11 protein-coding genes and 1 pseudogene are annotated in these 13,342 nt (G+C 49.5%); 6 read left to right on the top strand and 6 right to left on the bottom strand.

Translation table 11 applies throughout. The annotated features are described in order from the left end of the window. The first annotated feature begins 1 nt into the window (after window position 1). Window positions 2-3,109 (top strand): efflux RND transporter permease subunit, encoded by a 3,108-nt coding sequence (locus ABJI30_RS04140; protein ID WP_348015922.1) that lies wholly within the window; start codon window positions 2-4, stop codon window positions 3,107-3,109. A 238-nt stretch (window positions 3,110-3,347) separates the two neighbouring features. On the opposite strand, the gene ABJI30_RS04135 is transcribed toward ABJI30_RS04140, so the two are convergent. Beyond that, a complete protein-coding gene (locus ABJI30_RS04135) occupies window positions 3,348-4,283 on the bottom strand; it encodes a M23 family metallopeptidase (protein ID WP_348015921.1) in 936 nt (311 codons plus the stop codon). A 355-nt stretch (window positions 4,284-4,638) separates the two neighbouring features. On the opposite strand from ABJI30_RS04135, the gene ABJI30_RS04130 reads away from it, so the two are divergent. Further along, window positions 4,639-5,142 (top strand): VOC family protein, encoded by a 504-nt coding sequence (locus tag ABJI30_RS04130; RefSeq protein WP_348015920.1) that lies wholly within the window; start codon window positions 4,639-4,641, stop codon window positions 5,140-5,142. A 70-nt stretch (window positions 5,143-5,212) separates the two neighbouring features. Here ABJI30_RS04130 and ABJI30_RS04125 read toward each other — a convergent pair whose 3' ends face one another. Further along, the gene (locus ABJI30_RS04125; RefSeq protein ID WP_348015919.1) at window positions 5,213-6,460 is read right to left on the bottom strand and encodes an aminotransferase class I/II-fold pyridoxal phosphate-dependent enzyme; all 1,248 of its coding nucleotides are present in this window, start codon (window positions 6,458-6,460) and stop codon (window positions 5,213-5,215) included. 844 nt (window positions 6,461-7,304) lie between these two features. Between ABJI30_RS04125 and ABJI30_RS04120 the strand changes: the two genes are divergently transcribed. The 3 genes from ABJI30_RS04120 to ABJI30_RS04110 all read left to right on the top strand — a co-directional run bounded on the left by ABJI30_RS04120 (window position 7,305) and on the right by ABJI30_RS04110 (window position 9,138). After that, window positions 7,305-7,811, top strand: a complete 507-nt coding sequence (locus tag ABJI30_RS04120) for a nuclear transport factor 2 family protein (RefSeq protein WP_348015918.1) — start codon at window positions 7,305-7,307, stop codon at window positions 7,809-7,811. A gap of 32 nt (window positions 7,812-7,843) precedes the next feature. Beyond that, window positions 7,844-8,332, top strand: a complete 489-nt coding sequence (locus ABJI30_RS04115; RefSeq protein ID WP_348015917.1) for a DUF3237 family protein — start codon at window positions 7,844-7,846, stop codon at window positions 8,330-8,332. 239 nt (window positions 8,333-8,571) lie between these two features. After that, window positions 8,572-9,138 carry a carboxymuconolactone decarboxylase family protein gene (locus ABJI30_RS04110; protein WP_348015916.1) on the top strand — a complete coding sequence of 189 codons (567 nt, stop codon included), beginning with the start codon at window positions 8,572-8,574 and terminating at the stop codon, window positions 9,136-9,138. A gap of 324 nt (window positions 9,139-9,462) precedes the next feature. On the opposite strand, the gene ABJI30_RS04105 is transcribed toward ABJI30_RS04110, so the two are convergent. From ABJI30_RS04105 to ABJI30_RS04095, 3 genes are all read right to left on the bottom strand, one after another. After that, the gene (locus ABJI30_RS04105; protein ID WP_348015915.1) at window positions 9,463-9,939 is read right to left on the bottom strand and encodes a hypothetical protein; all 477 of its coding nucleotides are present in this window, start codon (window positions 9,937-9,939) and stop codon (window positions 9,463-9,465) included. A 346-nt stretch (window positions 9,940-10,285) separates the two neighbouring features. Beyond that, on the bottom strand, window positions 10,286-11,095 hold the full coding sequence (locus ABJI30_RS04100) for an HD domain-containing protein (RefSeq protein WP_348015914.1): 810 nt from the start codon (window positions 11,093-11,095) through the stop codon (window positions 10,286-10,288). A 2-nt stretch (window positions 11,096-11,097) separates the two neighbouring features. Beyond that, window positions 11,098-11,802 carry a DJ-1/PfpI family protein gene (locus ABJI30_RS04095; RefSeq protein WP_348015913.1) on the bottom strand — a complete coding sequence of 235 codons (705 nt, stop codon included), beginning with the start codon at window positions 11,800-11,802 and terminating at the stop codon, window positions 11,098-11,100. An 82-nt stretch (window positions 11,803-11,884) separates the two neighbouring features. Between ABJI30_RS04095 and ABJI30_RS04090 the strand changes: the two genes are divergently transcribed. Then, on the top strand, window positions 11,885-12,844 hold the full coding sequence (locus ABJI30_RS04090; protein ID WP_348015912.1) for a helix-turn-helix domain-containing protein: 960 nt from the start codon (window positions 11,885-11,887) through the stop codon (window positions 12,842-12,844). A gap of 329 nt (window positions 12,845-13,173) precedes the next feature. On the opposite strand, the pseudogene ABJI30_RS04085 reads toward ABJI30_RS04090, so the two are convergent. Next, window positions 13,174-13,342 (bottom strand): annotated as a pseudogene (locus ABJI30_RS04085) (alkene reductase); the annotation flags it as partial.

Genomic DNA, 13,342 nt, shown 5'->3' with positions numbered 1-13,342 from the left:
GATGTGGATTTCCAATGTCTCGATCCAACGTCCGGTTTTCGCCACGATGGTAATCGCCTCGTTAGTCGTTCTGGGCCTCTTGAGTTTTGGCAGGCTTGGTGTTGATCTTTTTCCCAAAATTGAGTTTCCATATGTATCGGTGACAACGACTTTGCCGGGTGCCTCACCAGATACGGTCGAAACTGAAATTACCGACATTATCGAGGAAGAGGTCAATAGCGTTTCTGGTATTCGGCAAATGCGTTCAGTCAGTGCGGAAGGCGTCAGCCAGGTTGTTCTGGAATTTGAGTTGTCAGAAGATGCCGATGTGAAGGCTCAGGACGTCAGGGACAAGGTTGCCAGCATATTAGGTAGCTTGCCGGAAGATTCTGATGCACCGATTGTTGAAAAACTTGATCCGGACGCAGCACCGATCCTGTCTCTTCTGATTGCTGGAGATGCGCCTGTCCGGGAACTCACGGTTTTTGCCGATGACGTTGTCAAAGAACGGTTGCAACGCATTCGCGGAGTAGGTTCCATTTCAATTGTAGGTGGGCGCGAAAGAGAAATGCGGGTCTGGCTTGACCCGGCAAAGATGCGCGCGAGCGCTGTCAGCACGGAGAACATAATAGCCGCTTTGAGGAACGAAAATGCAGAATTGCCGGGTGGTCGTCTTGAGATTGATGGTCGCAGAAAGCAATATGGCACCCGGACATTGGCAGAAGCCAACACGGCTCCGGAATTTGGAAACCTCGCAGTAGAATATCGGCCCAACGGACAAGTTACGCGCATCCGTGATATCGGGCGTGTGGAAGATTCCGTCGAGGACGAAGCCAGCTATGCTCAATTAAATGGCCGGCCGGGAGTTGTGCTGGAGGTTCGCAAGCAATCTGGAAGCAATACCGTTGAAATGACGAAGGCAATAAAGGCGGAAATCGAGCAGATAAAGGACCGGTTGCCTAGCGGAATTGAAATTGTTGTAACAAGAGAAACCGCGAGATTTATCGAATCCGCCATTGGCGATGTACTTTTTGATTTGATGATCGCAGTAATATTGGTTGTCCTGGTCACCTTCTTTTTCCTGCTCAGTTGGCGAGCGACTTTTATCGTTATGTTAGCTATCCCAACTTCGGTAATTGCAACTTTCGCTGCGTTTGCCGCGTTTGATTTTACTCTCAATTTCATGACATTGTTGGCGTTGACGGTTGCGATTGGACTCCTTGTCGATGATGCTATCGTGGTTGTCGAAGCCGTGCAGAACGATGTTGACGAAGGTGCTGATGCGATGGAAGCGGCGCCCAAAGCAACCAAACGAGTTGCGTTGGCCGTGCTGGCCGGGACATTTGCTACACTGGCCGTGTTTGTTCCCATTGCCTTCATGGAAGGGATAGTTGGACGCTTCTTTTTCCAATATGGCTTGGCGATTGTATTTTCGGTGAGCGTATCTCTTCTGGTTGCACTTACCCTGTCGCCCATGCTCGCTTCACGATTCCTGAAATCGGAAAAAGAGAAAAAGGGGTGGCTAGGAAAAATTGAAACCTTCCATGAGATCATGCGGAAGCGTTATGAAAAGCTTGTAAGTTGGTCGATCAGGAAACGATATTTCGTCTTAATGGGGGGAATTTTGAGCCTGTTGGTTGGCGGTCTTTTTGCAGCGATGGTACCGGCAACGTTCATGACACTCACGGATAGATCAGAGTTCCTCGCAAGTGTTGAACTACCTTTGGGAACTGGAATTGAAACCGCCAAAGAGGCGTCATTACGCGCCGACGAAGCGTTGCGCCAACTTGAAAATGTAGAATATGTGTTTGTTACCGCTGGGGCCGGAACAAATCAGCAAACCAATTTGCTGGAATTTTATGTAGATCTTACACCCAAGCAGGGTCGATCCGTCGAACAGGGCGAAATCATGGACCAAGCCCGTGATGCCCTTGCAAAAGCGCTACCCGAAGCCACGGATATTTCCGCCGAGGAAGTTCCATGGGTTTCCGGTGCAGGTGTCGGATCAAGCCAAATTGAACTTATAATGTCTGGTTCTGACCTTGGAACCATCAATGAATATGCATTAGTCATAGCAGAGGAAATGCGTTCAACTCCGGAATTAGTGGATGTCGCTTCTACCTACGAAGGCGGCAGACCGGAATTGCAGATTAGGCTGGATCGAAACAGGGCAGCGGATTTAGGTGTTACAGCACGCGATGTCGCCGCAACATCACAAACATTAATTGGCGGGAGAGATGCGGGAACGTTCGAAGCGGAAGGTAGACGTTATGATGTAAGGGTTCGTGTGGAGGAAGATAAGCGGCAAAAGTTGAATGACATTAGTCGGCTCCCGGTTCGAACAGGGAGCGGGAGTTTGGTCGACTTGGCGGCAGTCGCAGATATTGAAGTTGCAGACAGTCCGTCTCAAATTGATCGCGTTGATCGAGCGAGGCAAATTACAATTAAAGCAAACACGCCGCCCGGCATAGCACTGAGTGTCGCAGTTGCTCAGGTTGACAATATATTGGCCAATCATCCTCCGCCTGAAGGAATGTCGACCAAAATGGAGGGTATGGCGCGGAGATTGGCAGACACAACTTCTGCCATATTGTTGGCATTCGCGCTTGCCTTTGTGGCCTTGTACATTGTTCTCGCCAGCCAATTCGACAGCTTTGGTCAACCCGTCCTGATAATGCTTACGGCCCCTCTTTCCTTTTCCGGGGCATTTTTTGCACTTTGGCTATCTGATCAGGAATTGAGCATGTTCGCCCAGATTGGGTTGATTGCGTTAATGGGAATTGTGATGAAAAACGGGATTCTTCTTGTGGATCTGGCCAATGATTATCGAAGCAACGGTATGAGTGCGGCAAAGGCCATGCAAAAAGCCGCTCCCGAACGGCTCAGACCAGTGCTTATGACAGCTTTGGCAGCTATTTTTGGCATGATGCCCGTCGCTTTTGCTCAGTCGGATGGAGCTGAGTGGCGCAATGCCATGGGCTTCATCATTATGGGCGGATTAGCAACATCAACCTTTTTGACCCTATTGGTTGTACCGGCTGCTTATGCATTGCCCGATGACTTTGCTCGGCTCAAAACTCGTGTTCGCCCGAAATTATCGAGAGGATTTTGGAGAACGCGACGCGCTTAGATTCCGCAGATAAATTCTGAGTTTTGCTTGGCAGTACCAATAATTCGATCATGAACAAGTGTGGTCGGCAGCGCGACAAAGAGACTGCGCTAATGTCCGCATTCGGGATGAAGCAGAAACCGATTGAATGTCCGCCAGTGGGGCGCAAATCCGACCGACAACTTCCGTATTCATAATGTCCGCTTTTGCTCCCAGAGCGGATACCAGCGTTGTGTCCGCAATATCCCGAAAGCGGACACTAGAAACAATCGCCGCGTGCCATAAAACGGTCACCAAAACTCATATGAACTGGGCTACCATGACGCTTTGTGTTTCCATCCTCGACGATGGTTTCTGCATGAATATGTAAATGCGGTTCAATCGTATTGCCGGAATTGCCTATATGCCCAATCTTCTGACCTGCTTTTACGGTCTCTCCGAGCTGTGTCTGTACACTGCCGAGTTTCAAATGGTGCAAATGAACATGATGCATTCCACACTTTAATACGACACCGTTCCCTCCTGTGTTGATTTTATCTGATTCACCTATGGCTTGGTCTGGCGATCCATTCTCATACTCCACGACCTGACCGTCACAAGGTGAATAAACAGCCGTATCGAACATTGCATAGTGCCGCATATCCTTAGGTTTTGGATCAAGTCTGTGCTCAGGCCGTGTTCTGAATCCATTGGGGCCGACTCTGATAATGTCTAGGCCATATGTTTGTGCAATGTCTCTGGCACTGTCGCTGGGAAAATTGTGAAAATTCAATAGTGGAGATAACCCGCCAGATAAAACGCAAATTCCTTCTGCCGACTTGAAAGGAGAGTTCAAAGCGATCACATCGCCTTTTGGTTCAAAGCGCCCCGCAGTGCCTTGCCAGAGTAGAAAGCTGCCTAAAGGTATCATTATCAACAAAGGCGCGTTGCCTATGATACTGCGCAAAAGAGTTGTTTGTGATCGGGTTTTGCGGAGATGAACTATAAATAGGCCTACAAAAAACAAAGCGGCAATCAATAGTCCACTCAAAGGTGGGTAAAACCACACTCCGCCCACGCCTAGACCTGCACAAAACAATATTGTCGCAATTACCTTGATGGCAGTATCTGCAGTTGTTCGTCGTTTAGAAAATGTAATCCATAAACCCGTCAAGATCAGCAACGCAATTTGAGCGTATATGGCATTCAGTAGCATTCGACCCCCTGTCAAGCATGTGTGTTATTTCCATAATACACATGAAGCAAGAGCTGTCAAAACATCGGTAATATGCAAGAAGGCTGAAGCCGCTTATCAAACGTCCGCTTTTGCGCCCAAAGCAGACATTAGAATCGTGACTGTATAATCGCCAAAAACCGACATTGCGTTTCAGTGATCAAGATTTCTCTGGACGGTTGACTGATGAAAGCAGTGGTTTTGACGGGGAAACTAATTGCGACTGCGTTTTTTTGTTCGAATGATGTAAGCTCAATATCTCTCAAACACACTCCGGCATCCAGCATCCATCTGTAACAGGTATAATCCCAGGCGACTTTAGAAAAGAGAAACAGCTATGAAGAATCTCCTCCTCTTTACGACTAGCATGTTATTGATTGTTCAACCTGCCAATGCGCAGGACAAGCACATTCCTGTCAAAGAACCAGAGACGCTTGACCTCAATCATATCGGCCTTGCAGTATCAAAGCTGGACGCGACGGTATCATTTTTTATCGACACTTTGGGTTGGAAGGCGGCGGGTGAGCAGCCTGACTATCCAGCCAGGTTTGTAACCAACGGGAAAATGTTCGTCACGCTATGGCAGGTGACCAGTCCAGATACCGCAGTGCCCTTCAATCGTAAAAATAACGTGGGTTTGCACCATTTGGCGATCACGGTTCGAGACCTGCCAACCCTGCACAAACTACATCGCAAACTTGTTGTGAGAGATGACGTATCGGTTGAATTTGCACCGGAGTTTTTGGGCGATGGTCCTGCAACACATATGATGGTAAGGGACCCTTCGGGCCTTCGGATCGAATTTATCGTTCCCACCAGTCGAGTAGTAAAAGAGAAATAGCGCTGGCGTCAGTGACCCTGACCTTCAGGTTTGCTCTTGTTCAGTTCTATCCCTCAAGCGCGCCTGACTTTTAGCTATACCGAACATCTGCCATCGGAGCGGGCTTGCCGTCCACGCCTTCTGCAACCACTTTCACACTCGCTGCCAAATCTTTAATATAGTCGTCGATAAATTCGGAGTGTCGCGGCGAGAGCATCAAGTGAAGACTTGGCGGCTCTTTGGTTGCTGATGTGATCCAGCCTCTCCGGTACATTTCACCATAAATGGCAAATGCATTATGCTCTGGATGCTGAAATGCAATCAGGCCGAGAACGGGATTGCCGAGTACTTCAAAGCCCAGGGCCTTGACGCCGGCTTCCACTTTTTCTCTGGTGGCACATACTTCTCCCTGAAGACGGCAATATCCGTCAACACCAAGATAGTTCATGATTGCCCATGCAGCAGAGATGGCACCGCCGGGTCTTGTGCCTGCAAGCGTCGGGGTTTTCATCGGTGCACCCGACCAGCAGGAAAGATCGAAAGGCATGAACTCGGATAACTCCTCCGAGCGAAATAATATGGTTGATGCTCCCTTTGCAGCATAGCCATATTTATGCAGATCGGCGCTCATCGACCGAACAGCAGGTACCTCAAAATCAAATGCCGGAACGAGCACGCCGTTCATTCGGGCAAAGGGAGCGAAATAACCACCGACGCAGGCATCCACATGAAGCCAGACATTTTTGCGTTCTGCGATCGCGCCCAGCTCTGTTATCGGATCAATCACTCCATGCGGAAAATTCGGCGCGGAACCTACGATCATCACGGTCTCAGCATCACACGCCATTTCCATCGCATCCGGATCGGCTTCGAACGACCCATCAATTTTGAGGGCTATGCGGCGCACCTCGATGTCCATCAACTTACATGCCTTGTCGAATGCCAAATGTGCAGATCGGGGCAGGACAATGTTGGCTTGCTCCGGTGCCTGCCCACTCGCACGCGCATAATCGCGAGCCGTCTTTATCGCCATCGTGATGGAGTCAGTACCGCCAGACGTCATCGCGCCGGTTGATCCGGCGGGGCCGTTCAAGAGGCCCAGAGCCATTGAAATGACATCCGTTTCCATTTTTGCCAAAGAAGGAAAGGCGACCGGACCCAGCCCGTTTTCCGACATATAGGCCGTGTAAGCTTCTTTCTGGATATTCGCTATTTCTTCGCCCGCGTTAAAAACATAGACGGCGGTCTTGCCTTCACGCCAATTGACATCATCACTTCCGCGATCAAGCAATTCCGCTTTTACATCAGCCCATTGTCGTCCTTTTAGCGGCATTTTCATTTGATCACTCCATGGACGATTTGGTGTGCGTCATTGTGTCAATAATCCAGCTACGCCGCAATGATTGATTGTTATGGGCCCCAAAGACGCCAGGGCAATTTTGGAGCCGAGATCAGAAGCCAACCTTTTCGCTGCTTGGTTTCGAAGGCGGACATGAGAAATCGCGTCTGGCTCCGAACTATGGAATGGATTTGCTTAGTCGAATATTTCAGTTTCGGCTTTGTTCGATAATAGAAAAATACTTTGCGTCCAGAGCCAAACAAACAACACATACCAACCATATTGCCGAGCCACCAATTCCCATCGTTGGGGCGATCAATAACCGAATCGTGAGGGCTATCGCTATTGGAACAAAGCGCGGCCTTTGCTTTTTGATACTCAAACCACATTTACTGCATTTCTCGATGGTCTTGTGGCCTTTAATGGCAGCGGAAAGGAGCGATATTGGATGCGCAATTCGGGCATTTTCCTTTGGCAGTAATTTGATTGTTCATAAGGCCTTATTGTTCGCATTGAACAAATACGTAAAGTTGACCATGTCGAAAGCTGGAGCGTCCGCTTTATCCCGAAAGCAGAGTTTTACGCTTTTCAGCTTCGCAGGTTGATAGGGTCTCTGTTGGATCAATTTTTTTAGAAGTTCTGTTTTTGTGTTGACTCTGAAATTGGATCGTCTATCTATATATGTATAGATAAAGATAGATTGTTATGGTAGACATTAAGGCAAAAATTACGCAATCTTGTAAATCCGCCGATCATTTCCAAGGTGTTGCAAATTTATACCGAAACTAAGTCTCTTTTTCCGGCTCTATCATCTATTTATATATAGATAGTTCAAAAGGAAGCAATGCAAATACTTTACCCTCCATTGCCTGTCGCTGTGCTGATGTTGCTGCCGGTGACCGGTGCCTATTCCCATATCCCAAATGAAAGGACTACCAATATGTCAAATACTGAAACAACTATAGTAACAAAGGCTGACGAAGCACAAAGCTTCGCAGAATATACAGCTGTTGCAAAAGCGTTATCGCCATATATCGATGCGGCCAAAACTGGCGATGGCGAACTTAGCCGGACTGCGTTTTATGACCATGCAAATATTGTAGGTTCGATTAACGGCGAACTTTCCTACCCCGATGCCGATGCGTTTGCAAAAAATGTAAGCAAAATTGGCCCATCACCAGACGTTCAAAGCCGGATTGTCTGGATCGACATTGCTGGTCCAGCCGCTGCCGCGAGAGTTGAGTTCCTCAACTGGAGCGGTCTGCGTTTCACCGACCTTTTCGTTCTCTATAAAGCCGACGGTCAATGGAAGATCAGCGGCAAAGTTTATGATTCCCACGCTAATAATTAAAACCCAACTCTCCACGAAAGAAAGATATTGTAATGACTGATTCTACAGAAAACTCACAAGAAGCTCCTAAGGGCTCACAGCGCACCGTCCAAATGGAAGAAATGTCTGTTGTAAGTTTACAGATAACAGACACCGTCGACTTTGGCACCACTATGGAAGACGTGATGACAGGTACCGTGACACCGCCGTCATCTGGCACGCGTTTGAATATCGCCTTTGAAGGCACGACCGCAGGCGTTTTGGCTGGCACGATGGCTGGCGTAGACTATTCGAATATTCGTGCGGATGGCCGCCTCGAGCTCAACATTCAAGCTGTGATTGTGACGCCTGAGGGTGAACAGATTTCTTATGAAGCAAATGGCGTTATCGTTCCGCAGCCAGATGGCGTTGGTGTTGTTCGCGAGGCAGCTAAGCTGACAACGACTTCGCCGAATTATGCTTGGGTGAACGGCCTTACCTTCCTCTCTGAAGGCACCGTCGATACAAGCACCGGCAAAATTGACCTAATTTTATACAAGTAAACATCCCACGCGGATGTTGGTACCTTTGCCGTAGACAAAAGCTTTGGCGGTTTGCCCCCACACAATTAAAGCCGCCTTGTTTTGATCTAACCCTCCCGATCATTTGTCTCGGCAAAGGTATCAATCAACCGAACGGCCAATGCTTTACCGATTGCTCTGCTCTCAAAAGCATTAAGGTCATTCGCAAAAATTATGAATCCAAACCAAACCATTACCCCCAAATCACAAAAGGAAAGATTATGACCAACTATACAGTACATTCCCAAGATACCGCTCCGGAAGGCAGCAAGGCAATCTTAGAAAGCGTAGAAAAGGCTTACGGCTTCACCCCCAACCTGATGGCAGTTATGGCAGAATCCCCTGCTGCCGTTGAAGCTTATGCCACGGTCGCTGGCATTTTTGAAAAAAGCGCATTTTCGCCAACAGAGCAGCAAATCATCCTGATGACCAATAATCGGCTGAACGGCTGCACATATTGCATGGCGGCACACTCTACTATTTCCGGCATGCAAGGCATTGCTGCTAACGTGATCGAGGCTCTGCGTGATGGCACTGAATTAGCAGATGCGAAACTTGAAGCACTCCGCGTTTTTGCTGTTCAAGTTAACACGCAGCGCGGTGTGCTTGAGAATGCCCAAATCGAAGCCTTCCTCGCGGCCGGCTACACCAAAGCAAGTATCCTTGATGTCATCATCGGTACCAGTTTCAAGTTGATGTCAAACTACACCAATCATGTTGCCCAGACACCTCTTGATGATGCTTTCCAAGCCAATACTTGGACCGCCGACCAAAGCGTAGCCGCTTAACCAAGCTAGGCCTGTCCTTTCCCCCGCAGGGGCAGGCCAACTTTCTCCCACTTATATAAAATTTCAAGGAGCCAGATGATGGCCGTAATAAACCTCCCAAATCGCCCCTAACCGAATCTTGTTCGCAATGCTGCGTGTATCTATGCGCAGAGGTAGACCTGCTCCCGCCCAATCAAGCCTCAATCGATTTTCATATTGCAATGGGTTTTGCAAGCGCAGGCACCGGGCGTTCGAAGAACAAGACTGTGCAATATTTTGCTAAAGCCGTTTGAAGACGGTTTCATTATATGTGGCGTCTCAGGCTCCTAAAACGATTCGATCAAACTAACGATCAAGCTTTTGCTCTTCGGAGACGCTAGTTTTCGCGACGCATAGTCTGACGGCTATCGCTCCATCATAGGCGAGACAAAATGCACCATAAGCCAAAGGTATTCCTGTTAACTGCCCCGGTACCCAAATATCAGATAGCAATTGGGGATCAAGCTCGTGAACAACATCCCACAATCCGTGCCCTAGATAACCAACGACCACTGCAAGGCGAATAAACATGCCGGCGACGGCCAGCGCAACAAAAATCGCAATGGCAATGAGTTCATTAGACCATGATACTCCATCCGATAAATGTGCCGTAAAAGGTATGTAAACGACAGCGATAAGCGGCAATAATGCCGCATTGTAACGTTGTTCGCTAAGATTGTCCTTCAGCACAAGCTGATGAAATGAAATAGCTCCAAGAGCGGCGAATAGCCCAATGCTAGCGTAAACTAAAAATATAAAAGCAAGTGGAAGAGTGAGCGTCATGGGTTCCAAAATTCCTATAGAATTAGTTGAGTGCCTTGAGAGCTTTTTTATCCGAATGCCAAGTAGATTTTCGGCGGTTGATTTAGTTCTAAAAACGAAACTCAAGGCGCTGTGTTTATCCGAATAACATCACTTTCCTTGAAGAGTGTCACATCCGACCCGACAGATTCCACTACACCTGATGCATCATAACCAATGATTCTCGGTGTTTTTTCTGTCTTAAGGTATCAAACTTGGTGCTCACTAAGTTGTCCTTTCAATTTGAGTTGTCGGCAGGTTTGGCCTGGACAGTAGCATCCGATTTGCACTCCCACAGCGTGGACCGGGAATAAGCCGGATCAGAAAATCAGGTATGATGAAGGTCCAGCGGGTTTTCGACGCCTTCATCCCGGATGTCGGTGGTCAGCAAGAAGTTGTTGCGAGAGTCCGCGTGATGCTCGGCCTTGCCGACATGAGCAAAAAGATCGTCGAGAAACCCTTCTCTGGGATACGCTTTCAGTACACTGTCAATCGTTGAGGCCGACAGGCGATGGTAATGACGGCCAAAGACATCGAAATGCGCCCCAGCCCCAACAAGTCTGGCTTCTGGCCCATGGTCGCTTGCTGAAATATCACTGTTCAGGTGCAGACTGACGATATCGTAAACTTTCTCGGCACGAGGTTCCTCCCAACCGTTTTCGGAAACAAACTTCTTAGCCTCCCGAGCACCGACAACAGCAAAGCAGCAACGCGGAGCTTCGTGGATATGGGGTTCCGTCAATCCCAGATCGTGGAGAACGGCCGACACGTACATGAGCTCTGGATCTGGAGACAGACCTTCAACGCGACCGACAAGCGAACCCCAAGCATAGGTCCGAAGACAATGAAGGTTGAGCGGCGTGCTGTAAACGTCCTGGGCATATTCTTCGGCGGCCTTGGCCATTGCGCTGTCCGGGATGACTAAATTCTCGACATCAAAGTCAAGCAGATTGGCCGAACCGGCCTTGATCGCCTCAATAGCTTGCTTTTCCTGCCTGCGCATTTCAGCATTCTGTCTGCTTATGACCTCTTTGTCTTCCGGGCTCATTACACCATTGGTGCGTCTGGCCCATGCCGCCGTGCCAAGTGCTGAATATACGTCGGTTGTCGGGGATAGATATCGGGTTTCGGTTTTCATAATCATGCTCCGTTGACGGTTTCGTAGGCAAAGGCGGCCTTACCAATTACTTCGGCGCGCTTTGCGCGCGTTTCCGGCGTTGTTGCATCGCGGATTCGTTTGACAATCTCAGGGCGAGCCGTCTCTGGAATGCCGCCAGACAAAGGCGCCGGGTCGTACTCGATGCCCAGCAGCAATGTTTCGGCCACGTCCCGGCCCAAACGCTGCTCTACAATGCGGAACCCAAAATCGATCCCGGCTGTCACACCGCCAGCTGTGATACGGTTGCCATCAGTGACCACGCGCTCGCGAACCGGTGTCGCGCCGAATTTCTCAAGATGGTCGATCCAAGCCCAATGACACCCGGCCCGACGGCCTTCCAAAAGGCCCGCAGCAGCGAGTATCAGAGAACCGGTGCAAACGCTGGTAATATATTGCGCGGTTTCCGCCTGTCGTCTGAGCCAGTTGAGCGTTTTTGTGTCTGTCATGACGTCCGTGCAGGACACACCACCTGCCACGCAGATCATGTCGTATATGTCCTCGTCGTCTATCGTCCTGTCGGGTACGAAAGCCAACTTGTTGCTTGCCCGCACCGAATCCATGGTCTTAGCGACCACGACCACTTCGGCATCGGGCATCATGCCCAGTACTTCCGCCGGTCCAGTGAAATCGAGCTGTGTCATGCCTGGGAAAATAAAAAATCCGATTCTGAATTTTTTGTCTGACATGCTCTTCTCCTATCTGATCATATTTACATAGATAGGGAATTACCATCTGGCGTAAATGACAAAAAAGTACTAAATTGCGCCAATGACAAAACGGATAACTCTCTTCGCATCTCATGGCGTGCAAGCCCTTGATATCACTGGCCCAAGTTCAGTGTTCACCTCGGCTAACAGAATCGTTAACGGAACTACGCCCTATTCAGTCGAACTCGTATCCCCTAGTGGCGGCCTCCTAGAAACACTCTCAGGTGTGTCGCTTGGCTCTGCCTCGATCGCAGACACCTCGCCGGAAGCCATCGATACCATCCTTGTCATGGGTCACGACACACGAGGCATCGAAGCGCTCGTTGCGCAGGACCGGGCCCGGGAATGGGTAACACAGGCCGTTGGCGGTTCCCGTCGGTGGGGATCTGTCTGTCTGGGTGCATTTGTGCTCGCATCCTGGGGGTTGTTGGCCAAGCGGACAGCGACAACCCACTGGGCTGCCGCCGAAGATATGGCAAAACAGTTTCCAGATACATCATTTGATTCCGATTCCATTTTTGTGGTCGATGATGAGTTATGGACATCTGCGGGCGTGACAGCCGGAATCGACATGTCACTGGCGATGGTTGAAGCAGATCTGGGAACCGATGTTGCAACCCGGATCGCCCGACATCTTGTCGTGTATCTTCGTCGTCCCGGCAGCCAATCCCAGTTTTCAGGGGCCCTCAAGGCGCAGTTTGCCAACGCGTCCCCGTATCGGGATTTGATCGAATGGGTGGAAGTAAACCTTAATGACGACCTGTCTGTCGGAGCATTGGCCGCACGGGTCGGGCAGAGTAGGCGAACCTTTCAGCGACACTTTACAGAGCAGATCGGCCGAACCCCTGCCGCCTTTGTCGAAGATTTGCGGTTGGAGCGCGCAAGGGCTTATCTCGCCTCTGGTCTGGCACTTCAGCCCGTGGCCAGAGAAATCGGATATCCCAATACGAACCGTCTGAATGTAGCGTTCCAGCGCCGTTTTGGAGTGTCTCCAAGCGTTTGGAGAACGATGCATGGCTGATGTGATCAAGGTGAAGCCGTTGAAGGGCGCTGTCAGACTAACGTGACAATGCAAGTGGTTGGCTAGTGGCAGCGGCATATGAGCCGCAAATCACGAGCCGGCAAGGCAACTGCCGATAGGCTTCGACTTTGCTTGGGAAGATAGGCTGATCGGGTGCGCCCTAGTCGATCTAAATATCGAATAAGACACACCCGTCATCCAAGCGGGTGTCAGGGGCGGTTTTTCCGATCAGATCAAGAAACTCAGAAAGATATTCTCAATTAGGTTTAGATCGAAAGTAACTGCAACTGACGTGGTATTTTCCTTTTTATTTTAATCAATTAATTCACTTAGGCAGCCACGGACTGTGTGTTTAAATCCGGATAGTCGGTGTAGCCCTCGCGTCCGCCGCCATACAAAGTTGCTTCGTCGACAGTGTTTAGCTGCGCACCTTGCACCAATCTCTCGACAAGATCAGGATTGGCGATAAACGGACGTCCAAAGGCAACAAGATCAACG

The sequence above is a fragment of the Parasphingorhabdus sp. genome, assembly GCF_039968395.1.
Lineage (GTDB): Bacteria > Pseudomonadota > Alphaproteobacteria > Sphingomonadales > Sphingomonadaceae > Parasphingorhabdus.
Note: the sequence above shows the minus strand (reverse complement) of the source record. Positions and strands in the feature narration are given on the sequence as shown.

What these genes read in the sequence shown, in the direction of transcription:
- ABJI30_RS04095 (WP_348015913.1), bottom strand. Translation starts at nt 11,802, where the DNA reads ATGTCAGACAAAAAATTCAGAATCGGATTTTTTATTTTCCCAGGCATG.
- ABJI30_RS04120 (WP_348015918.1), top strand. Translation starts at nt 7,305, where the DNA reads ATGCAAATACTTTACCCTCCATTGCCTGTCGCTGTGCTGATGTTGCTG.
- ABJI30_RS04135 (WP_348015921.1), bottom strand. Translation starts at nt 4,283, where the DNA reads ATGCTACTGAATGCCATATACGCTCAAATTGCGTTGCTGATCTTGACG.
- ABJI30_RS04105 (WP_348015915.1), bottom strand. Translation starts at nt 9,939, where the DNA reads ATGACGCTCACTCTTCCACTTGCTTTTATATTTTTAGTTTACGCTAGC.
- ABJI30_RS04125 (WP_348015919.1), bottom strand. Translation starts at nt 6,460, where the DNA reads ATGAAAATGCCGCTAAAAGGACGACAATGGGCTGATGTAAAAGCGGAA.
- ABJI30_RS04140 (WP_348015922.1), top strand. Translation starts at nt 2, where the DNA reads ATGTGGATTTCCAATGTCTCGATCCAACGTCCGGTTTTCGCCACGATG.
- ABJI30_RS04090 (WP_348015912.1), top strand. Translation starts at nt 11,885, where the DNA reads ATGACAAAACGGATAACTCTCTTCGCATCTCATGGCGTGCAAGCCCTT.
- ABJI30_RS04100 (WP_348015914.1), bottom strand. Translation starts at nt 11,095, where the DNA reads ATGAAAACCGAAACCCGATATCTATCCCCGACAACCGACGTATATTCA.
- ABJI30_RS04130 (WP_348015920.1), top strand. Translation starts at nt 4,639, where the DNA reads ATGAAGAATCTCCTCCTCTTTACGACTAGCATGTTATTGATTGTTCAA.
- ABJI30_RS04110 (WP_348015916.1), top strand. Translation starts at nt 8,572, where the DNA reads ATGACCAACTATACAGTACATTCCCAAGATACCGCTCCGGAAGGCAGC.
- ABJI30_RS04115 (WP_348015917.1), top strand. Translation starts at nt 7,844, where the DNA reads ATGACTGATTCTACAGAAAACTCACAAGAAGCTCCTAAGGGCTCACAG.